20 protein-coding genes are annotated in these 19,198 nt (G+C 70.1%); 12 read left to right on the top strand and 8 right to left on the bottom strand.

Going from position 1 to position 19,198, the window contains the following annotated elements:
• Positions 1-87: 87 nt before the first annotated feature.
• From D7X96_RS01040 to D7X96_RS01050, 3 genes are read right to left on the bottom strand one after another with little or no spacing between them, the layout of a single operon-like run.
• Positions 88-1,074 carry a DUF3108 domain-containing protein gene (locus tag D7X96_RS01040; protein ID WP_244219405.1) on the bottom strand — a complete coding sequence of 329 codons (987 nt, stop codon included), beginning with the start codon at positions 1,072-1,074 and terminating at the stop codon, positions 88-90.
• Between the two features lie 25 nt (positions 1,075-1,099).
• On the bottom strand, positions 1,100-2,785 hold the full coding sequence (locus tag D7X96_RS01045) for a DUF4091 domain-containing protein (RefSeq protein WP_121768759.1): 1,686 nt from the start codon (positions 2,783-2,785) through the stop codon (positions 1,100-1,102).
• 38 nt (positions 2,786-2,823) lie between these two features.
• Positions 2,824-3,633 (bottom strand): DUF3108 domain-containing protein, encoded by an 810-nt coding sequence (locus tag D7X96_RS01050; RefSeq protein ID WP_121768760.1) that lies wholly within the window; start codon positions 3,631-3,633, stop codon positions 2,824-2,826.
• A gap of 293 nt (positions 3,634-3,926) precedes the next feature.
• Between D7X96_RS01050 and D7X96_RS01055 the strand changes: the two genes are divergently transcribed.
• Positions 3,927-4,148 (top strand): hypothetical protein, encoded by a 222-nt coding sequence (locus D7X96_RS01055; protein ID WP_120546788.1) that lies wholly within the window; start codon positions 3,927-3,929, stop codon positions 4,146-4,148.
• Between the two features lie 7 nt (positions 4,149-4,155).
• Here D7X96_RS01055 and D7X96_RS01060 read toward each other — a convergent pair whose 3' ends face one another.
• On the bottom strand, positions 4,156-4,824 hold the full coding sequence (locus D7X96_RS01060) for a YggS family pyridoxal phosphate-dependent enzyme (protein WP_120546787.1): 669 nt from the start codon (positions 4,822-4,824) through the stop codon (positions 4,156-4,158).
• Positions 4,821-5,441, bottom strand: a complete 621-nt coding sequence (locus D7X96_RS01065) for a Maf family protein (protein WP_120546786.1) — start codon at positions 5,439-5,441, stop codon at positions 4,821-4,823. The genes D7X96_RS01060 and D7X96_RS01065 overlap by 4 nt, the downstream gene beginning before the upstream one ends.
• A gap of 64 nt (positions 5,442-5,505) precedes the next feature.
• Between D7X96_RS01065 and D7X96_RS01070 the strand changes: the two genes are divergently transcribed.
• Positions 5,506-6,606: a GGDEF domain-containing protein gene (locus D7X96_RS01070; protein WP_120546785.1), complete on the top strand. Its 1,101-nt coding sequence runs from the start codon at positions 5,506-5,508 to the stop codon at positions 6,604-6,606.
• Here the strand turns inward: D7X96_RS01070 and D7X96_RS01075 are convergent, their stop codons facing one another.
• Positions 6,607-8,184 (bottom strand): peptidylprolyl isomerase, encoded by a 1,578-nt coding sequence (locus D7X96_RS01075; protein ID WP_121768761.1) that lies wholly within the window; start codon positions 8,182-8,184, stop codon positions 6,607-6,609.
• A gap of 231 nt (positions 8,185-8,415) precedes the next feature.
• On the opposite strand from D7X96_RS01075, the gene mreC reads away from it, so the two are divergent.
• Genes mreC through D7X96_RS01100 form a run of 5 tightly spaced genes read left to right on the top strand, consistent with a single transcriptional unit; the run spans position 8,416 to position 13,606 of the window.
• Positions 8,416-9,282: a rod shape-determining protein MreC gene (mreC, locus tag D7X96_RS01080; protein ID WP_120546783.1), complete on the top strand. Its 867-nt coding sequence runs from the start codon at positions 8,416-8,418 to the stop codon at positions 9,280-9,282.
• Positions 9,279-9,779 (top strand): hypothetical protein, encoded by a 501-nt coding sequence (locus D7X96_RS01085; RefSeq protein WP_120546782.1) that lies wholly within the window; start codon positions 9,279-9,281, stop codon positions 9,777-9,779. Before mreC ends, D7X96_RS01085 begins: the two co-directional genes overlap by 4 nt.
• Positions 9,776-11,836, top strand: a complete 2,061-nt coding sequence (mrdA, locus tag D7X96_RS01090; RefSeq protein WP_120546781.1) for a penicillin-binding protein 2 — start codon at positions 9,776-9,778, stop codon at positions 11,834-11,836. The genes D7X96_RS01085 and mrdA overlap by 4 nt, the downstream gene beginning before the upstream one ends.
• A gap of 7 nt (positions 11,837-11,843) precedes the next feature.
• Complete coding sequence (gene rodA / locus D7X96_RS01095; RefSeq protein WP_199746918.1) at positions 11,844-12,971, top strand: rod shape-determining protein RodA; 1,128 nt, start codon at positions 11,844-11,846, stop codon at positions 12,969-12,971.
• A gap of 17 nt (positions 12,972-12,988) precedes the next feature.
• A complete protein-coding gene (locus D7X96_RS01100; RefSeq protein WP_120546779.1) occupies positions 12,989-13,606 on the top strand; it encodes a PilZ domain-containing protein in 618 nt (205 codons plus the stop codon).
• 25 nt (positions 13,607-13,631) lie between these two features.
• Here the strand turns inward: D7X96_RS01100 and D7X96_RS01105 are convergent, their stop codons facing one another.
• Both D7X96_RS01105 and trxA read right to left on the bottom strand, forming a co-directional pair.
• Positions 13,632-13,973: a hypothetical protein gene (locus D7X96_RS01105; protein WP_120546778.1), complete on the bottom strand. Its 342-nt coding sequence runs from the start codon at positions 13,971-13,973 to the stop codon at positions 13,632-13,634.
• 441 nt (positions 13,974-14,414) lie between these two features.
• Positions 14,415-14,741, bottom strand: a complete 327-nt coding sequence (gene trxA, locus D7X96_RS01110) for a thioredoxin (RefSeq protein WP_120546777.1) — start codon at positions 14,739-14,741, stop codon at positions 14,415-14,417.
• A gap of 177 nt (positions 14,742-14,918) precedes the next feature.
• Between trxA and D7X96_RS01115 the strand changes: the two genes are divergently transcribed.
• Genes D7X96_RS01115 through D7X96_RS01135 form a run of 5 tightly spaced genes read left to right on the top strand, consistent with a single transcriptional unit; the run spans position 14,919 to position 19,195 of the window.
• Positions 14,919-15,284 carry a hypothetical protein gene (locus tag D7X96_RS01115; protein WP_233609768.1) on the top strand — a complete coding sequence of 122 codons (366 nt, stop codon included), beginning with the start codon at positions 14,919-14,921 and terminating at the stop codon, positions 15,282-15,284.
• Positions 15,285-15,329: 45 nt separating this feature from the next.
• Positions 15,330-16,142, top strand: a complete 813-nt coding sequence (locus D7X96_RS01120) for a cytochrome C assembly family protein (protein ID WP_120546776.1) — start codon at positions 15,330-15,332, stop codon at positions 16,140-16,142.
• 2 nt (positions 16,143-16,144) lie between these two features.
• Positions 16,145-17,485 carry a glutamyl-tRNA reductase gene (gene hemA / locus D7X96_RS01125; protein WP_120546775.1) on the top strand — a complete coding sequence of 447 codons (1,341 nt, stop codon included), beginning with the start codon at positions 16,145-16,147 and terminating at the stop codon, positions 17,483-17,485.
• Entirely contained in the window at positions 17,482-18,423 is a 942-nt protein-coding gene (hemC, locus tag D7X96_RS01130) for a hydroxymethylbilane synthase (protein WP_120546774.1), read from the top strand. Before hemA ends, hemC begins: the two co-directional genes overlap by 4 nt.
• Before the next feature lie 10 nt (positions 18,424-18,433).
• On the top strand, positions 18,434-19,195 hold the full coding sequence (locus tag D7X96_RS01135; protein ID WP_121768794.1) for a uroporphyrinogen-III synthase: 762 nt from the start codon (positions 18,434-18,436) through the stop codon (positions 19,193-19,195).
• Positions 19,196-19,198 lie beyond the last annotated feature (3 nt).

Here is a 19,198-nt window from a genome sequence, read left to right on the forward strand (position 1 = left end):
CTTCGCGAACCCAGCTCAAGCCTGACGCAATAAGAAGGCCCGCGCTCCCAGGGGGAGGCGGGCCGGGGGCGGTGTCTCAGCCCCGCGTCACCACTTGAGATCTTCCTTGCCCTGCGCCTCCATGGGCTTTTCACCGGGGCGCTTCACGCCGGACAGCGTCAGCCGCACCGCGCCCAGGTCGATGGCGCCCACGGCGGCCAGCGGGAGGCGGCGCTCGTCGTCGGTAATCCAGACGTGCACGTCGCGCGTCTGCGACGGACGGTCCAGGCGCGTGGCGGTGCCGGCCACGTGCCAGGCGTCGAACTCGCCCAGGGGCAGCGACACGTGCTCGCGCTCCACCACGGTGGCCGTCATGCGCCACATGCGGCGGATGCCGTACACGTCGAAGCAGACGGGCAGGTCCTTCTTCATGGGCAGCTGACGGATGAGGTAGATGGCGCCCGCGACGTCCAGGCCGTCCTTGTCGTAGGCGTAGTCGAAGTGGCCCTTGGGGCGGTCCCCAATCTGGTAGTCCACCTTGACGCTCTTGTCCTGCGCGCCGAAGTCCACGTTCACCTTGCGGCGCTGCTCGTTCTCCACGGCCTCCTCGGTGTAGCGCGAGGGGCGCAGCGTCTTGGGGTGCAGGTAGCTGGTCGCGCTGCCGCGCACCCGGCGCACCTTGGAGAACAGCGTATTGGTCTGCGCCTCCACCACCACGGGCAGCGAGCCGTTGGCGGGGCGCTGCACGCGCATGGTGAGCCGGCCGGCCTTCGCGCCCATGGCGTCCATGTCGAACTCGAGCAGCTCCCCCGGCTTGAACGCCAGCGGCGTGCGCAGCGTGGGCAGGCCCTGCTCACAAGGCTTCACGGCGACGACGGGCTCGTCGGCGGCCGGGGCGGAGGACGCGTCGCCGGTGTTCTCCGCCGTCGCGGCGGCCTTCGCCGGATCCGTCGCCTCCGCGGGGTCCGCCGCGCGCATCGTGGGCGGACGCGGGACGTTCAACGGGCGGGGCTGGGCCTCCTGGGCCTGACCCGGAATGGCGCTGAGGGCGCTGAAGGCGAGGCAGGCCGCGACGAGGTTGCGCATGGCGTTCATTCTGCTTCCTCCCAGGGGGGAGTGACTACGGGGTTCCCCCGGAAGTCCGACGTCCGGAGCCCTTCGCTTGTTCAGCCGACTGCCGCTTCACGATGTGCTGGGTGATTTCCCTGCGCACCGCTTCCCACTCCGCCGGGTCCCGGGAGATTTCGTACCCGGACTTCGCCAGCCGCTTCGCCGCGGTCTTCGCGAAGGCGCCGTCGCCCAGCGACGTGAGCAGGCGCAGGTATTCGTAGTCCTCCAGGCCGTCACGGATGTGTTTGAGCCGCAGGGACACCACGGGCTGGTGCTCGGTGCCCCCCAGCTTCGCGGGCGTGCCCGGGTAGAAGAGGGTGCCGTCGCCGTTGCCGCCGAACTCGAACAGGTCCGCCCAGACGTCCTTCTTCGTGTTGTAGGCGAAGACGGTGTCGAAATAGAGCTCGCCGTCCACGCCGCTTCCGAACGCCAGCGGGCCCATGGCGCGGTTGAGCGGGGCGGGGTGGTCCACCATGTACGAGGCCCAATCGCTGTACGCCTTGTCCAGCGTCTTGTCCGGAGGCGGGCCGCCCGTGCAGCCGTGGGCCATACAGCTCTGGTACCACCACACCTTCGCGCTGGAGGGCAGCTTCGAGCGCGCGGTCGCGGCATCCGCCACGTGGTGGCACGTCTGCGGGCCCTCGCGCGGATAGAAGCAGTTGATGATGGGCGTGAGGATGTCCACCGAACCCTGGAGCGCCGGGTTCAGCGCGGTGGTGACGAGCACGGGGATGGAGCCGCCCGCGTCGCGCACGCGCTTCGCCTGCGCCTTCACCAGCGGGAAGTCCGCGGGCTTCGGTTCGTCCTTGGCGTAGAAGAAGAGCTGGGCCTTCCAGCCCTTGTCCTCGAAGTGCTTCTGGAAGGCGCGGTAGTACGCGGACTTCTCCGCGTCCGTGGACGCCTTGCGGTTGTCGCGCACGTCCGTCGTGGTGAAGCGAGCGCCGGAGGGCAGCGCGCTTCCGTCCAGGAAGGGCCCCATCTCCGCGTCGTACGCGGTCCAGTCCAGCACCGCGCGGCCGTCCTGGAACTTCACCGGCGGCGGGTCCATGCCCATGCCGTGCGCGCTCACGCGGTGCTCCAGCAGCGCCTTGCCGTACTCGCGCAGGAGCGCCTTCGCCTCCGCGGAGTCCGCCGGAATGCCGTGCCCCTTCGCGATGCTGTACAGCGAGACGCCGAAGCTGTTGGGCAGGGACGACGTCGCGGGGATTTCGAAGGGCTGCACCTCCACGCTGAACGGAACGGCCGGCAGTTCCTTCCCGTCCACCGACGCCGTCAGGCTGCCCGTATAGGTGCCCGGCGCCTGCTTCGCCGGAACGCAGACCTCCACGTAGACGACCGTCGGATGTCTGGGATTGCCCGGCGCGGACAGCGGCACCAGCGCGTCGGGCCACGGCCCTGTCTTGCCCTCGCCGTTGGAGGGCGTCTTCACGTCAATGTAGACCTCGCGCCACGCGTCCACGGTGAGCGGCGCGCCCGGCCCCTTGAGGGCCAGGGGCTGCATCGTCACGCGCGTCACGCCCTGGGGGAGCACCAGCTGCGTGCCCTCGCACTCACCCCGGGCCGCGCTGAGGCGGGCCTCCTTCGCGCCCTTGGGCGTCGCGTCCGGCCGCACCTTCACCAGGGGCGACACCACCTGCACGCCACCCGGCGCGGCGGAAAGCGCCGCCGCCACTGCCCATGCCCAACCCACGCCCATGCCCCCTGCCTTCCCCTGGTTGGCGGACGACGCTGACTTCAGTCGCCCGAGTTGTCCGCCCGGGCCACCGCCGCCACCACGCGGCCCGGCTTGTAGTCCGTGAGCTCCGCCACGACGGTGCCCAGCGCGAAGTCCGCTTCGATGCGCACCGGCACGTGGTGTGAGTCCGTGGTGAGGTACGCGACCATGTCGCGCTTGGACTCCAGCTTGCCGCCGAAGTCGGTGCGCACGCGCACGCGGAAGGTGTCCTTCGCGCCCGCGGGCGTCGAGACGGTCTCGCGGCCCTCCACCGTGGCGCTCAGGGTGAACTGCTTGCTGCCGGTGAACACCGGGTACGCATAGGAGCGGCCCACCACCAGCTCCTGGCCGCGCAGCGCGAACGTCGCGCCCGCCACGTCCATGGTGCCCTCGGGCAGCGTGTGCTCCGACTCGCGCGGCGGGTCGCTCTCCTTCTGCTTGATGACCTTCGCGCCCGCGCCGTCCGCCGTCAGCTGGATGCGCTGGCGGCGGCGCTTGCGGTTCTCTTCCGAGTGCAGATCGCTCCCCGTCACCCGCTGGCTGCCCGCGTTCCAGTACGTCACGAAGCGGCTCTTGATGGGGTACACGCCCACCAGGTCGTCGGACTTCGCCGTGGAGACAATGGGCCACACGCTCTGGCCCCACTGCGTCATGGGCGCGCCCACCGTCACCGTCGCAGTGCCGGCCGTCAGCCCCAGGTACTTCACCCGGTACTGCGCCTGCTCACCCGGGCCGAACGCCGAACCGGTGGGCTCCTGGGCATGCGCCAGCGTGGACCCCATGAGTCCCACCACCGCCGCCGTGAACCGCCACCTGGACAGACCGCGCATCGGGTGTGCTCCCTTGCCTGCAAGTTAGGTGGCCGGCCCGCCCAAGCCAACCGTGCCGCTCAACCGCCCCCACCACCGGACATTTCCAGGACGGACGGCCGTGGGACAGCATTCAAAGCCGTCCGGCCGCCCTCCGGACGCCCCTGGGAACGGCCGGCAGGAGACGGAAATGGCGGCCCGCAGGGGTACACGCCCCCAAGCCCCGCTGACAAATGGCGGACAGTCGCGCGCGCCTGCCTGCATGCCCGGCAAGGCACTCCCGGACGGGGTGCCCGGTGCTAGCGTCCGGGCCCATGGCCAACGACTTCCAGTTCGACGACGACGACTTCGCCAAGGAGAGCGGCGCGGGCGCCGGCATCCGCGTGTTCGATGAGTTCGACTGCCCGGGCTGCAACGCCAACAACCCCGTGGACGACACGTTCACGGACGGGGACGAGGTGCGCTGCAACTACTGCGGCTGCGAGTTCAAGGCGCTCGTCAACCAGGAGGGGCGGCTGCGGTTCCGCGAGCTGTGAGCGGACTTCAGGCGCGCTCGCCGAAGATGGCGGTGCCCACGCGCACGGCGGTGGCGCCTTCCAGGATGGCCTGCTCGAAGTCGTGCGTGGTGCCCATGGACAGGGCGGTGAGCCCGTGCGCCGAGGCCAGCTCGCGCAGCCGGGCGAAGCCCTCGCGCATCCGCGCCACGTCGTCCGTGGGCGGCGGCAGCGCCATCAGCCCCACCACCTGCAAGTGGGGCAGCTCGCGCACCTTCGCCACGAAGTCGCCCAGCGCGTCCGGGGTGAGGCCGTGCTTGGTGTCCTCGCCGCCCAGGTTGAGCTCCACGTAGCAGGGCAGGGGCGTGGAGCCCGCGCGCCGCTTGGACAGCTCCGTGGCCACGTCCAGCCGCTCCAGCGCGTGGAAGGCGTGCGCGACGCGCGCCACGTACTTCACCTTGTTCGTCTGCAGCGACCCGATGGCGTGCCAGCGCAGGCCGTCCAGGTCCTTGAGCTCCTCGGCCTTGTCCCGCAGCTCCTGGGCGTAGTTCTCCCCGAAGTCGCGTTGGCCCGCGGCGTAGGCCTCGCGGATCAGCGCCGCGGGCTTGAGCTTGGACACGGCCACCAGCGTCACCGACGACTCCGGCCGCCCCGCGCTCGCGCAGGCCTTCGCCACGCGCTCGCGCACCCGCGCCAGGTTGTCCGCCACGCTGCTCATCGCGAAGCCTCCGAGCCGGGCGAGCCGGGCGAGCCGGGCGTCCAGGGAAGCGGCATGCCCGCGCGCTGGAGCAGCGCCAGCGTCTCTCCCAGCGGCAGGCCGACGACGTTCGAGTGGCTGCCGTCGATGCCCTGCACCAGGAACCCGCCCTTGCCCTGGATGGCGTAGGCGCCCGCCTTGTCCAGGGGCTCACCGGTATCCGCGTACCAGGCAATCTCATCTGGCGAGAGCGCGCGAAAGGTCACCTGCGTGCGAACCACCTGGGCCTCCCGGGCCCTTCCCGCCACCGCGATGCCGGTGAAGACCTCGTGCACCCGGCCGGACAACCGGCCAAGCATCTCCCGCGCCTCGGCCGCGTCCCGGGGCTTGCCGAGCAGCTGCGACCCCAGGGCCACGGTGGTGTCCGCCGCCAGCACCCAGGCCTCCGGGTGCCGGGCGGCCACCGTGCGGGCCTTCTCCTCCGCGAGCCTTCGCACGTAGTCCGGCGCAATTTCTCCGGCCTTCGGCGTTTCATCGATATCCGCCGCCGCCACGGTGAAGCGAAGGCCCAGCTGGGCCAATAAATCCTTGCGCCGGGGCGATGCGGAGGCGAGAACGAACAGAGCGGTTGGATCCATGGGCGGGTGCGGGAGGTTTCGCGCTCGCGGGCCTTAGCAGACTTGCGCTCCAGAGGGCACCTCGATGAACCCCGCGGACCTCCTGTCGGCCATGAAGCGGACAGTGGAGCAACTGGCCGCCTACAACGAGATGGCCAAGGCGTTGACCTCCACGCTGGAGCTGCGCGAAGTGCTCGCGCTGGTGATGCAGAAGGTCAGCGCGCTGCTCAAACCGCGCAACTGGTCGCTCATCCTCCAGGACGAGCGCAGCGGAAAGCTCTACTTCGAAATCGCGGTGGGGGAGGGCGCCGAGGCCCTCAAGGGCCTGCAGCTCAACCCCGGTGAAGGCATCGCCGGAGCGGTGTTCTCCTCCGGCGTCGCGCGGCTCGTCCACGACGTGGCGGGCGACTCCAGCTTCGCGCCCCGCTTCGATGAGGCCTCCGCCTTCCACACGCGCTCGCTGCTCGCCGTGCCCCTGGTGGCGCGCGAGCGGGTGCTGGGCGTGATTGAGCTGGTCAACGGCCCCACGGAGCCCGGCTTCACGCATGACGATCTGACCGCCCTGTCCGCCATCGCGGACTACGCGGCCATCGCCATCGAGAACGCGCGCAACTTCCGCCGCATCCAGGAGCTCACCATCACGGACGAGCACACCGGCTGCTTCAACGCGCGGCACCTGCGCGCGCAACTGGAGCAGGAGGTGAAGCGCTCGGCGCGCTTCCGCCACCCGCTGTCCCTGGTGTTCCTGGACCTGGACCACTTCAAGTCCATCAACGACCGGCACGGACACCTGGTGGGCAGCGCCACGCTCAAGGAGGTGGGGGACCTGCTCATCAGCCTGGGCCGCCACAACCTGGACGCCGTCTTCCGCTACGGCGGCGACGAGTTCGCGGTGATGTTGATTGAGACGGACACGGCAGGGGCGCAGGTCATCGCCCAGCGCATCTGCGAGGCGTTCCGCGGCCAGCGCTTCCTGCGCGAGCAGGGACTGGACGTGGCGCTCACCGCGAGCGTGGGGGTGGCCTCCTTCCCGGAGCACGCCACCACTGCCACGGACCTCATCCGCGCGGCGGACTTCGCCATGTACGCGGCCAAGGGGCGGGGCCGGGACGGCATCGCCGTCGCCGAGGCCCCTTCGGCGGAGGGGGCCCCTCGCGAGGTCCCCTACGCCCGCTCCGGCGGGTGACTACCCCGCGGAGCCCAACACCGAGTCGATGGCCTCGTTGTTGGTCACGACGTTGCCGCTCTTCTTCAGCGACTTGAGGAAGGACTCCGTCAGCTCAATCTGCTTGGCCTGACGGGCCTGGGTGCGCAGCTCCTCCTTGCGCTTGTCGAAGCCCGCGGTGTCCGGCTTCTCGCGATCCACCACCTGCGCGACGATGCTCGCCTCGCCCACGGTGAAGACCTCGCCCAGCACCGCCGGGCCGTTGGCCTCGAAGGTGGCCTTCACCAGGCCCGGCGCCGGACCCAGGTGCGGCACGGAGTCACCCTGCGCGGTGAAGCTGTCCGTCTCCACCGCCTCCGGCTTGGTCTCCGCCTCGAAGCGCAAGAGCGCGGGCTGCTGACCGGCGGGCACCGGGAACTGCTCCTTCAGGGACTTGCCGGCCTTGGCCGCCGCCAGCGCCTTCTCCGCCTCCGCCTTGGCCAGCCCCTTCGCCTGCTCCTGCTTGAAGAGGGTGGTGGCGATCTCGCCCTTCACGTCCTCCAGCTTCTTCGCCTGGGCGTCCTTCTTCTCCTCCACCTTCACCAGGTGCACGCCCAGCGCGGACTCCACCGGCTGCGTGACTTCCCCGGCCTTCAGCGCGAACGCCGCGTCGGCCAGCGCCGGGTCCCACGTGGTGCGCTCCACCCAGCCCAGCTCGCCGCCCTTGGCCTTGGTGGCGGTGTCGTCGCTGCTCGCCTTGGCCAGGGTGGCGAAGTCCTTGCCGCCCTCCAGCTCCTTGCGGAAGCCCTCCGCCTTCGCCTTGGCCTGGGCCTTCTGCTCGGGCGTGGCGTCCGGGGCCACCTTCACCAGGATCTGGCGCGCGCGGATCCGCTCCGGCACGTTGTAGACGAAGCTGTTCGCCGCGTAATAGTCGGCGATCTCCTTCTCATGGTCCTTCTGGAACGCGGCCAGCTGCGCGGGCGTGGGCGCGGGGACCTTGTCCGCGTACATCGTGGGCAGGAAGCGGGCGAACACCAGCTTCGCCTGGTTGCCTTCCTTCTCGTAGCGGGCGCGGACCTCGTCGTCCGACACCACGGCACCCGTGCGCACCACGTCCAGCATCTTCTGGGCGGCCATCTGGCGGCGCAGCTCCTGCTCGTACTCCTGCGGCGTGCGGCGGTAGAAGTCGCGCAGCACCTGCTGGTAGCGGGCGAAGTCGAAGGCGCCTTCCTTGCTGTGGAAGTCGGTGTTCTCGTGGATGACCTTGCGCAGCTCCTCATCCGACGGGGTGATGCCGTGGCGCTCCGCCGACTGGGCGAGCAGCTCCGCGTTCACCAGCCGGTCGAGCACCTGCTTGTCCAGGCCGAACTGGCGGGCCACCGACTCCGGGATGGGGTTGCCCTGCGAGCGCAGGAAGTTCATCTGGCGCGACCAGGCCATGCTGAAGTCGCGCAGGGGGATCTCCTTGCCGTTCACCGTGGCGACCGCGCTGGCGGTAGGCGCCTGGCTGCCCGTGTCCGCGAACCCGTTGCTGCCCGGACCGAACTGGAGCGTGAACACCACGGCGATGCCGATGATGAACAGGAGGGAGAAGACCTTCCGGGGATTCAAACCGTCCATTGTCGTCACTTCACGGTCGGAAGCGCCCGCGAATCACCTTGCGGAAGGTCTCGCGGCGCCGTGTTGTTGGTAGCCCGGCCGGTGGGGATGCATGAGTGTCAACACCCCCTCATCCGGGCCTTGACTGCCTAGGACAACAGACCGGAAAATGCAAGCGATTCAGCCAGCTTAGCCAGCCCCTCTCCCCCTTCCACCCGCGTCTTTTCGCCCACCCCGGGAAAGCCCCCGTCCGTGCTGTCTCTTCTCAAGCGGTACCGCCGCTTCCTCCTCGTGGCCGCCCTCCTGTTGTACCCGCTCGGCGCCTTCCTGCTGGGCGGCCGGAGGGGCCGCGACCCGAACTTCATCGACCGGGGCGTCATCGCGCTCACGGCCCCCGTGCAGCAGGGGCTGACCGCCGGCATCGAGGGCGTCGTGGCCGCGGTGCGCAACTACCTGGACCTGCGCGGCGTGCGTCAGGACAATGACGCGCTGCGGCTGGAGAACCTCCAGCTGCGGGCCACGGTGCAGGCCCTGGGCGAGGCCCGCGCGGAGAACGGGCGGCTGCGAAAGCTGCTGGCCTACGCGGAGGCCGTGCCCGGGCCGGAGATTCCGGCGCGCGTGGTGGGCGTCAATCCGGTGGCGAAGCTCCTGTCGGTGCGGATCAGCAGCGGTGAAAAGGACGGCGTGTTCCGCGGCATGTCGGTGGTGACGCCGGACGGGATCGTGGGGCAGGTCATCCGGTCCACGGGCGGCTACGCGGACGTGGCGCTGGTGACGGACCCGCAGAGCCGGGTGGCGGTGCGGGTGCAGCGCTCGAGGGCGCGCGGGACGGCGGCGGGCGCGGGCAACGGCCCCCTGACGCTGGAGAACATGCTGCGCACGGAGGACGTGGAGAACGGCGACCTCATCATCACCTCCGGCACGGACGGCATCTATCCTCCGGGCCTGGTGGTGGGGCGGGTGACGCAGCTGGAGAAGAAGGAGCACGGCATGTTCCAGGGCGCGGACATCACGCCCGCGGTGGACACCAGCCGGCTGGAGGAGGTCCTGGTGGTGGGCAGTCCCTACAGTGAAATGGCCGCCACCGGCGGGGCGTCCACGGAGGGCGCGCAGAAATGAAGTTCCTGGTGACCGTCATCCTGGCGCTGGTGCTGCTCACGCTGGAGTCCGTCTTCGTCCAGCAGGCAGGGCTGGTGCTGGGCCGCGTGGACGTCACGGTGGTGCTGGTGGCCTTCCTCGCGCTCCGGGCAAGCCTCATGGAAGGGGCGTGCTCCGCCTTCGCGGTGGGCTACCTCCTGGACCTGATGAGCGGCCAGCCCACCGGCCTCTTCACCTTCCTCGCCGTGTTCACCTTCCTGGTGGGCCGGCTGGTGGCGTCCTTCGTGGACGTGCGCGGGCCGGTGGCCTTCGCGCTGTTCGCCATGGGCGCGGACCTGGGCCACGGCCTGTTGTCCACGTTCTTCACCTGGCTCACGGTGAAGGAGGGCTCCACGGCGCCGCTCCTGTCCGGCATGCCGGTGCAGCTGGCGCTCACGGGCGTGGCGGCGCTGCTCCTCTTCCCCTTGTTCAAGCGGTTTGAAGTGGCGCAGGAGCGCCCGGCGGGGTTGCTCCGTTGACGCCTCCGACCATTGGCAACACCACGCCGGGCCGGGACCTGAAGCGCCGCTTCCTGTGGCTGGGCCTGGCCATGTCGCTGGGCATCGTGGCGCTGGCCATCCAGCTGTACCGGCTCCAGCTCATCCGTCACGAAGAGTACGCCGCCAAGAGCGTGGCGAACTTCGTGAAGGAGGTGCGCCTGCGCGCCGACCGCGGCGTCATCAAGGACGCGCGCGGCACCATCCTGGTGGACAGCCGTCCGTCCTTTGACGCCTTCGTCACGCCGGCCTTCTGCACGGACTGCTTCGAGCAGGTGATTCCGCGCCTGGCGGAGCTGCTCCAGTGGGACGCGGATCAGCGCAAGAAGATTGAGGACCTGGTCCGAGCCAGCCGCCGCAACGCGCCCTTCCAGCCGGTGCCGGTGCGCGTGGACCTGACGCGTGACGAGTACGACCGGCTCAACGCCCGGCGAGACATCCTGGACGGCGTGGAGGTGGTGCCCGTGCCGCACCGCAACTACCGCGCGGACACGGTGCTGTCGCACGTGCTGGGCTACATGAATGAAATCACCCAGGAGGAGCTGGAGCGCCTCAACGGGGACGGCGCGAAGTACGCGCTGGGTGACTACATCGGCCGGCGAGGCCTGGAGCGCTACTTCGAATCCAAGCTGCGCGGCCAGGACGGCGTGCGCAAGGAAGTGGTGAACGCGCGCGGCCAGACGATTGAAGAGCTCAACGACAAGCTCGGTGAGAACGCGGTCATCCCTCCCACGGCGGGCAGCAACCTGGTGCTGTCCCTGGACATGCGCCTGCAGGAGGAAGCGGAGCGCGCGTTCCCGGGCGTGACGGGCGCGGTGGTGGCCATCGACGTGAACACCGGCTTCATCCGGGCACTGGTGTCCCGCCCCGGCTTCGACCCCAACCTCCTGACGGGCCGCGTGACGCCCTCGCAGATGGCCACGCTGGCGCGCGACCCGCTCCACCCGATGATCAACCGCGTGGCCGCGGAGCACTACAGCCCCGGGTCCACGTTCAAGGTGATTTCGCAGCTGGCCGCTTTCAAGTCCGGCCTGTTCCGCCCGGAGACGGTGGTGAACTGCTCCGGCGGCTACCGGCTGGGCGCGCGCGTGTGGCGCTGCCACAAGGAGAGCGGCCACGGACCCCTGGACGCCCGGGGCGCGATGAAGGCGTCGTGCGACTCGTGGTTCTACAAGGTGGCGGACACCATCGGCCTGGACCCCATCGCGGAGATGGGCAAGTTGCTGGGCCTGGGGCGTCCCACCGGCATCGGCGTGGTGGCGGAGGTGCCGGGCATCATGCCGTCCAGCGCGTACCACGACAAAGCCTCACCGGGCGGCTACACCAAGGGCATGGCGCTCAACAGCGCCATGGGGCAGGGCGACGTCAACGTGACGCCGCTGCAGCTGGCGCTGGTGTACGCGGCCGTGGCCAACGGCGGGAAGCTCTACAAGCCGCAGCTGGTGCAGCGGCTGGAGAACCTGGACGGGCAGGTGATGGAGGAGTTCAAGCCGGAGGTGGTGTCGAAGGTGGACATCAACCCCGCGCACCTGAAGGCCATCGTGGAAGGCCTGGAGGCGGTGGCGCAGGAGCCCGGCGGCACCTCGTACCGCGCGAAGCTCAAGTCGGGCCTGCCCGCGGACTTCCTGGTGGCGGCCAAGACGGGCACCGCGCAGGTAACGCGCATCGGCACCGTGCGTCTGAAGACGCACCAGATGAGCTACTTCGAGCGCGACCACGCGTGGTTCGCCGGCTTCGCGCCCGCGGACAAGCCGGAGCTGGTGGTGGTGGTGCTCAACGAGCACGGCGGCCACGGCGGCGTGGACGCGGCGCCCACGGCGCTGGCCGTGATGAAGAAGTACTTCGAATTGAAGGCGCAGGACGCGACGTCGCCGCCGCCCCGCGCCAACCAGCCCTACACGCCGTCCTTGCCGCCGGCGCCCAGCCTGGATGAAGCGGCGCTCACGCGCGCCGTGGTGCCGCCGCCCAAGGTGGTGTCCCCGGGCGAGCCCATCCAGCCGCCCTCGGAAACCGGAGACGACAGTGCAACTGCGGATTGAGCGCCGGATGATGCCCCACGTGCCGTGGGGGCTCATCGTGTGCGTGCTGGGCGTGTGCTTCCTGGGCATCTGGAACCTGGCGTCCGCCTCCCGGCCCCCCATGGCGCCCGTGTGGCACAGCCAGGCCCTCTACCTGGCCGTGGGCATCAGCGCCGTCCTGGTGGTGTGCCTGGTGGACTACCGTTGGATTCAACGGATGGCCTTCCCCATCTACGTGCTCAACATCCTGGCGCTGCTGGCGCTGCGCGTGGTGGGCCACACCGCCAAGGGCGCGGAGAGCTGGTTCGCCATTGGGCCGTTCCGCCTGCAGCCCGCGGAGTTCATGAAGATTGGCGTCGTGCTGATGCTGGCCAAGGTCTACCACGACGACTTCCAGCCCAATCAGCCGTCCTACGGCCTGGTGCGTCTGTGGAAGCCGGTGCTGGTGGTGATGGTGCCCTTCACGCTGGTGCTGGTGCAGCCGGACCTGGGCACCGCGCTGATGATCTTCCTGTCCTCAGGCACCGTCATCCTCTTTGGCAAGGTGCGCTGGTACCTGGCCGCCACCATCGTGGCGGGCGTGCTGGTGGGCGGCCTCATCATCTGGAACGACTACGTCCGGGAGATGCCCGAGCCGCGCAGTACCGTCGTGCGCCACCACCTCAAGAAACACCAGAGCCAGCGCATCTCCGGGTGGTTGGACCCGGAAGCGGACCTGCGCGGCAGCGGCTATCACGCGGCGCAATCCAAGATCGCCGTGGGCTCCGGTGGGCTCACCGGCAAGGGCTGGCGCGAGGGAACCCAGACAGGTCTGCGCTTCCTGCCGGAACAGCACACGGATTTCATCTTCTCCGTGTGGGCCGAGGAGCACGGCTTCTTCTCCTGTCTCCTGTTGCTCGTGCTCTACGGCGGCATCTTCATTCTCGGGCTGGGCGTGGGCTTCAGCGCGAGAGACCGTTTTGGAGCGTTCGTTGCGGTGGGGGTGGTGGCCACACTTTTCTGGCAGGTGTTCGAAAACATCGGCATGGTCATTGGCCTGTTGCCGGTGACGGGCATCACGCTGCCCCTCATGAGCTACGGCGGCTCCTCGATGCTGTCGGTGATGTTGTGCATCGGGCTGCTGGTGAACATCAGCATGCGCCGTCACATGTTCTGACGGCCGCGGAGGCTTCGATGGCGGTTCAGAGGAAGGGTGTGACGACGGTGAAGGCCGGCACGGAGACACCCCGGCCGTTCGTTCCGCCGGTGGGGACGTCGCGCAACGTGCCCGTGGCCGGCGCGGCGCCTCGCATTGAGATGAATCAGGGGGAGCCGGAGCACCGGCACTTCCCGCGCGCGCAGCTGGCCACGCACTTCGACCTCTGGGTGGAGGACGAAGGGGGCGGGCGGCGCTTCTCCGCGGGGCTCACGTCCGTCAACGTGAGCGTCAGCGGGGCCTTCCTCGCGAGCACCTTCTTCCTGCCCATGGGCACGGTGGTGCGCACCCGCTTCGCGCTGGAGCCGGGGGCCGCCCCCGTGGAGGCTCGCGCCGAAATCGTCCGGGAGGAGCGCGGCCCGGAAGAGGAGGGCCGCAGCGGGTTCGCCCTGCGCTTCCTGGACTTCTCCGGTCAGACGGAGGTGGCGCTCGCCCGGCTGTTCCTGGGCATGCGCCTGAGGGCCTTCACGGAGGACTACCTCAAGTCGGCTCGCGCCCGCTCCCTGCCCAATGAGCTGGAGCGGGTCATCGACGTGATGGCGGCCTGGGAGCTGCTCAAGGCCACCACGCCCGGAGACCCCTGGCGCGGCGAGTAGGGGTCGTGGGTGTTCAAACAAACACTCAGGCCGGCTTGCCGGTGGCGATCTGCCTGCGGCGCTCGGCCTGGTAGTGCGCGGAACACAGGCCCTTGGAGCGCTGCTCGCGGGTGCAGCCATTGACCGTGCAGCGGCGGTCCATGGGCACCGGCCCGCCCGCCACCGTCTTGGGGGGACGGCCGCGGCGGCGGCCCGCCATCACCGCGCCATTGCCCGGCGACGCCACGGGGGCGCCCATGCCCGGCATTCCCGTGTTCAGCGCGCGCAGCATGCCGCGGCCGATGGCATCACCCAGGGCCTCCGCCCACGACGTCAGGGCAGGGGTCAGCGGTGCTTGCGAGGTCAATTCTTTGCGAAGGCGTGCCATGAAAACTCCTGTTGAAACTCGCCAATCAAGACAGGCGTGTACTCGTGACTTGTGTCTGGAGTGGCGAACTCTGTCAACAAGACATGTTGGGGTCGTGTTTGACTCGTAATGCAATTTCAATGGCTGTTGAACAAAACAAGACGGGAGGATCGTCCAGCTGTGCCACGAGCGCGTTTGTCTCAACCGCGGAGAAATGTTTCCCTCGGGGGGCGAGCAGCACCCAGTAAGTGAAAGCCCTTACCGTCGCGGTGAGTTGTCTTTCTACAGACATATCGAACGCGGCCGCGCTGTCACGCCGGGGTGTCTGGGTGGGAGCCCCAAAACGCAACGTCCCCTCACACCGGACGCGAACCCTGGCGGCACAAGGCCAGGCGCATCATTGGGTGGGAGGGGACGCCAGGGACAGGCTGGCAGCGGGCCCGTCACCGGGAGCACGCGGGCTCAGAGGTTCTTCCGGATGACCTCGTCGATGCGCGACTTCGGCACCGCGCCGACAATCTGGTCCACGACCTTGCCGCCCTTGAAGAGCAGCAGGGTGGGGATGGAGCGGACGCCATACTTCTGGGGCGTGTCCTGGTTCGCGTCGATGTCCATCTTCGCGAACGTCACCTGGCCCTTGTACTGACCGGACAGCGCCTCCACGGAGGGCGCGATCGCGCGGCAGGGTGCGCACCAGGTGGCCCAGAAGTCCACGAGCACGGGTTGTTGAGAGTCCAGGACCTGCTTCTGGAAGTCCGAATCACCGATGTTGATCACGTCGCCAGCCATGTCGTCTCCTCGTGTCTCTACGGCTTGGATGAAGGTGCGTCCTTGGGCTTCATGCCCGGCGGGTGCCCCTGGAGGCGGGAGCGCCGGGCCGCCCCGGTGAACGGATGCCGCATCTGGCCGGGGGTTGCACCCCATTTCCGGGCCCTCGGGCGCGAAGGGTGGTGTAGGCTGGAAGGCGTGACGAAGCTCTTCCTGTCCCAGGCCCAGCTCGAGGAGTGGGCGCTGGCGGACAAAGCAGACCTGCGCGAGGGCCGCCTGGTGGTCGCGGCCGAGGGAGGGACGGACTGGCCGCTCACGCCCGCCGTCCACGTCCTCCAGCTGGTGTCGGGTGAGGACACCCACCAGCTGGTGTCCCGGGTGAAGACCGAGGAGCAGCTCGGCCGGCTGGGCGCCGAGCAGATGGCGGACTCCATCCTGGTCGGGGACTCCGCCTACGAGGTCGTTCCGGGTTATGTCGCGGAGGTGGGTGCGCCCTCCCCTGAGCGCAAGCCCAATTCGGAGACCGACCTGCTGGCGGCCTTCATTCTCAACAAAATGGGCTGAGGCAGGAGTGAATGCCTCCTCGGCCGGGGTTATGAGCCTGCCGCCATGAGCCATACGCTCGTCTCGCTCGCCTGCCACGCCTACGGTCTGGCGGCGCTCGTCTACCTCGCCTTCCTGGTCCGCCAGTCCCAGGTGCTCGCCGTCACCGGCCGGGTGCTGGTGGGCACGGGCCTGCTGATGCATTGCGTTGCGCTCATCGAACTCCTGAGCGCGCAGGGGGGCCGACTGGTGGGCCCCGCGCAGGGCATGTCCACCTTCGCCTTCCTGCTGCTGGGGCTGTTCCTGGCGTTGGACATGCGCTACCGCAAGCCCGTCATCGGCGCGTTCCTCACGCCGCTGGCGGTGGCGGTGCTCCTCATCGGCATGCTGCTGCACGGCGGGTCCACGCCGCTGCCGGACGCGGTGCGCCAGCCCCTGCTGCCGGTGCACGTCACCATCGCGCTCCTGGGCATGACGGCCTTTGGCGTCGCGGCCGGGGTGGGCGTCATGTACCTGCTGATGGAGCGGGAGGTGAAGGCCAAGCACTTCGGGCTGCTCTTCTCCCGGCTGCCGTCCCTGGAGTTCCTGGACACGCTCAACCGGCGGCTCGTCATCTGGGGCTTCATCGCGCTGTCGCTCACGCTGGCGACCGGCGCCCTGTTCACCACCACGCTGCGGGGGCTCGCCTGGGCGCTCGAAGCCAAGCACGTGGCGACGTTCGTCGCCTGGGGCGTGTTCGCCGCGCTCGTCAACGCGCGCATCTTCGCGGGCTGGCGGGGCCGGCGGGTGGCGCTGCTCACCATGGCCGGCTTCTGCCTGGTGCTGGTCTCCTTCCTGTCGTCCTACGACCTGTCCGCCGCTGGCCCGGGGATGCCGTAGCCATGGAATTCATCTGTATTGGCGTGTCACACCGCACCGCCCCGCTGGGCGTCCGTGAGCGGCTGGCATTGCCCGAGGCGCGGCAGACGGAAGTGTTGCAGCGGCTGGCGCAGGCGCCTGTTGAAGCGCTCTGGGTGTCCACGTGCAACCGCGTGGAGGTGTACCTGGCGGCCCCCAGCGCGGAGCTGGCGCGGGAGCGCGCCCGGGAGACGCTGCACACGCTGGGCGGCGCGGAGGCGCTGGAGCACCTGTATGAGCACCAGGGCGAGGCGGCGCTCGTGCACCTGTTCCGCGTGGCGTCCAGCCTGGACTCCATGGTGCTGGGCGAGGCGCAGATTCTTGGCCAGGTGAAGGACGCCTTCGAGCGCGGCCAGGGCGCGGGCGCGGTGCGCGGGGAGCTGACGCGCGCGTGCGCGGCGGCGTTCGGCTGCGCCAAGCGCGTGCGCACGGAGACGGCGGTGGGGCGCGCGGCGACGTCCATGGCGTCCGCGGCCGTGCAGCTGGCGAGCAAGGTGTTCGACGGGCTCAAGGACAAGACCGTGCTGGTGGTGGGCGCGGGAGAGATGGGCGAGCTGGCGGCGCGGCACCTGAAGAACGCGGGCGCCGGGAAGCTCATCGTGACCAACCGCACGCTCGCGCGCGCGGAGGCGCTGGTGGCGGAGGTGGGCGGCGTCGCGAAGCCCTTCGAGGAGCTCTTCCCGCTGCTGGGGACCGCGGACGTGGTGGTGACGAGCACCGCGTCGCCGGTGCCCATCTTCACGCGTGAGAACGTCGGCGCGCTGGGCAAGGCGCGCAAGGGCCGGCCGCTGTTCATGGTGGACCTGGCGGTGCCGCGCGACATCGATCCGGCGGTGGGCACGCTGGACTGGGTGCACGCGTACGACGTGGATGACATCCAGAAGTTCGTCGCGGACAACACCGCCGCGCGCGCGGAAGAGGCGCACAAGGCGGGCGGGCTGGTGGCGCAGGAGGTGGCGCGCTTCGCCCGGGAGCGCGCGCTGCGCGACGGCATGCCCGTGCTGGCGCGCCTGCGTCAGCGCGCGGAGGCCATTGCCCGCGCGGAGGTGGAGCGCACGCTCCTGGGCCTGGGCGACGGGCTCACCGACAAGCAGAAGAAGAGCATCGAAGCCATGGGACGCGCCATCGTGAACAAGCTTTTGCACGAGCCCACCGCGCGGCTGCGCGCCGTGGGTCCGCAGGGAGAGGGCAACCGGCTGGCGGGCGCCGCCGCGGAGCTGTTCGGCCTCACGGAGACGGAGGCCGCGGCCATCGCTCCCCAGGAGCCCGCCGCGGCCCCTGCTGAAGCGCGCAACACCGTGGTGGCCACCGGGAGCCGGCGATGAAGACGGTCCGTATCGCGACGCGTGAGAGCCCGCTGGCGCTGTGGCAGGCCAATCACGTGGCCTCGCTGCTCACCCAGCGCAACCCCGGCCTGGAGGTCACGCTGGTGAAGATGACCACCGAGGGCGACCGCTTCCTGTCCGCGCCGCTGTCCCAGGTGGGCGGCAAGGGCTTGTTCGTGAAGGAGATTGAACAGGCGCTGATCGACGGCCGCGCGGACGTGGCGGTGCACAGCCTCAAGGACATGACGTCGGTGTTCCCGGAAGGGCTCATCCTGGCGGCGGTGCCGACGCGTGAAGACCCGCGCGACGCGTTCTGCAGCCCGGACGGGCACACGCTGGCCATGCTGCCCCCGGGCGCGAAGGTGGGCACGTCGTCGCTGCGGCGCAGCTGCATCCTGCGCGCGCGCCGGCCGGACCTGGAGATCGTCTCCGTGCGCGGCAACGTGCAGACGCGCCTGCAGAAGACGCGCGACCTGAAGCTCGCGGGCGCCATGCTCGCGGCGGCGGGGCTCAAGCGCCTGGGCCTGGATCACCACATCACCCAGGTGGTGCCGGTGGCGGAGAGCCTGCCGGCGGTGGGGCAGGGCGTGCTGGCCATCCAGTGCCGCGAGGCGGACGCGGACGTGCGCGCGCTGCTCGCGCCCCTGGAGGACCTGGCCACGCGCAACGCCGTGCGGGCCGAGCGCGCCTTCCTGGCGAAGCTGGAGGGCGGCTGCACGGTGCCGCTGGCCGGCCACGCCACGGTGGAGGACGGCCAGGTGTACCTGCGCGGCCTGGTGGGCCGGCCGGACGGTTCGCTGGTGGTGCGGGGCGAGGTGAAGGGACCCGTGCCGGAAGCGGAACGGCTGGGCGAAGCGCTCGCGGACGAGCTCCTGTCGCGCGGGGCGGGAGACATCCTGCGCGATTTCGGCCGCCGCGAAGGCGCGCCGCGCGCCTAGAGTGCCGGCCGTGGACCGGCGACTGGATGGCATCAAAGTCTTGGTGACGCGCCCCCGTGAGCGGGCCGAGGAGCTGTGCTTCCTGCTGGAGGACGAGGGCGCGGAGGTCCTCAGCCTCCCGCTCTTGGAGCTGCATCCGCCGGAGGACCCGCGCCCGCTCGCGTCCGCCGCCGAGCACGTGCAGCGCTACCACTGGGTGGTGTTCGCGAGCCCCTCCGCCGTGGAGTCCTTCGTGGAGGCCCTGCGGCTGGCGGGCACGCTGGACAGGCTGTCCCGCGTGAAGCTGGCCGCGGTGGGGCCGCGCACCGCGAGGGCCGTGGAGGGCTACGGCCTGAAGGTGGAGGCCGAACCCAACGAGGGCACCGGCGCGGCGCTCTTCACCGCGCTGCGCGACGTGCTGGGGCCGGACGACGACGTGCTCCTGCCCGCGGCGGAGGAGGGCCGGCGCGAGCTGGAGGACGGCCTGCGAGACCTGGGCGTGCGGGTCACGCGCGTGACGGCCTACCGCAGCGCGCCGGCCACCGTCGAACCGGAGGCGCTGGCGCAGCTGAAGGAGGCCCCGCCCCAGGTGGTCCTCTTCGCCTCGCCGCGCACCGCCGAGGCCTTCGTGGAGGGCGTGGGCCGCGAGCTCCTGGCGTCCGCGAAGGTGGTTGCCATTGGCCCCACCACCGCGACGGCGCTGACGCAGCTGGGCATCCCCGTGGCCGCCGTCGCCGAGCGCCCCACGCCCGAAGCGCTGGTGGATGCCACCGTTCGCGCCGTTCACGGGTAGACT

This window comes from Corallococcus interemptor, assembly GCF_003668875.1.
Lineage (GTDB): Bacteria > Myxococcota > Myxococcia > Myxococcales > Myxococcaceae > Corallococcus > Corallococcus interemptor.

Coding starts and splice junctions, on each gene's coding strand:
- D7X96_RS01060 (WP_120546787.1), bottom strand. CDS start 4,824: ATGAGCAGCGTGGCGGACAACCTGGCGCGGGTGCGCGAGCGCGTGGCG.
- D7X96_RS01065 (WP_120546786.1), bottom strand. CDS start 5,441: ATGGATCCAACCGCTCTGTTCGTTCTCGCCTCCGCATCGCCCCGGCGC.
- D7X96_RS01040 (WP_244219405.1), bottom strand. CDS start 1,074: ATGAACGCCATGCGCAACCTCGTCGCGGCCTGCCTCGCCTTCAGCGCC.
- D7X96_RS01045 (WP_121768759.1), bottom strand. CDS start 2,785: ATGGGCGTGGGTTGGGCATGGGCAGTGGCGGCGGCGCTTTCCGCCGCG.
- hemC (WP_120546774.1), top strand. CDS start 17,482: ATGAAGACGGTCCGTATCGCGACGCGTGAGAGCCCGCTGGCGCTGTGG.
- D7X96_RS01120 (WP_120546776.1), top strand. CDS start 15,330: ATGAGCCATACGCTCGTCTCGCTCGCCTGCCACGCCTACGGTCTGGCG.
- hemA (WP_120546775.1), top strand. CDS start 16,145: ATGGAATTCATCTGTATTGGCGTGTCACACCGCACCGCCCCGCTGGGC.
- trxA (WP_120546777.1), bottom strand. CDS start 14,741: ATGGCTGGCGACGTGATCAACATCGGTGATTCGGACTTCCAGAAGCAG.
- D7X96_RS01075 (WP_121768761.1), bottom strand. CDS start 8,184: ATGGACGGTTTGAATCCCCGGAAGGTCTTCTCCCTCCTGTTCATCATC.
- D7X96_RS01100 (WP_120546779.1), top strand. CDS start 12,989: ATGGCGGTTCAGAGGAAGGGTGTGACGACGGTGAAGGCCGGCACGGAG.
- D7X96_RS01070 (WP_120546785.1), top strand. CDS start 5,506: ATGAACCCCGCGGACCTCCTGTCGGCCATGAAGCGGACAGTGGAGCAA.
- D7X96_RS01105 (WP_120546778.1), bottom strand. CDS start 13,973: ATGGCACGCCTTCGCAAAGAATTGACCTCGCAAGCACCGCTGACCCCT.
- D7X96_RS01055 (WP_120546788.1), top strand. CDS start 3,927: ATGGCCAACGACTTCCAGTTCGACGACGACGACTTCGCCAAGGAGAGC.
- D7X96_RS01050 (WP_121768760.1), bottom strand. CDS start 3,633: ATGCGCGGTCTGTCCAGGTGGCGGTTCACGGCGGCGGTGGTGGGACTC.
- rodA (WP_199746918.1), top strand. CDS start 11,844: ATGATGCCCCACGTGCCGTGGGGGCTCATCGTGTGCGTGCTGGGCGTG.
- D7X96_RS01085 (WP_120546782.1), top strand. CDS start 9,279: ATGAAGTTCCTGGTGACCGTCATCCTGGCGCTGGTGCTGCTCACGCTG.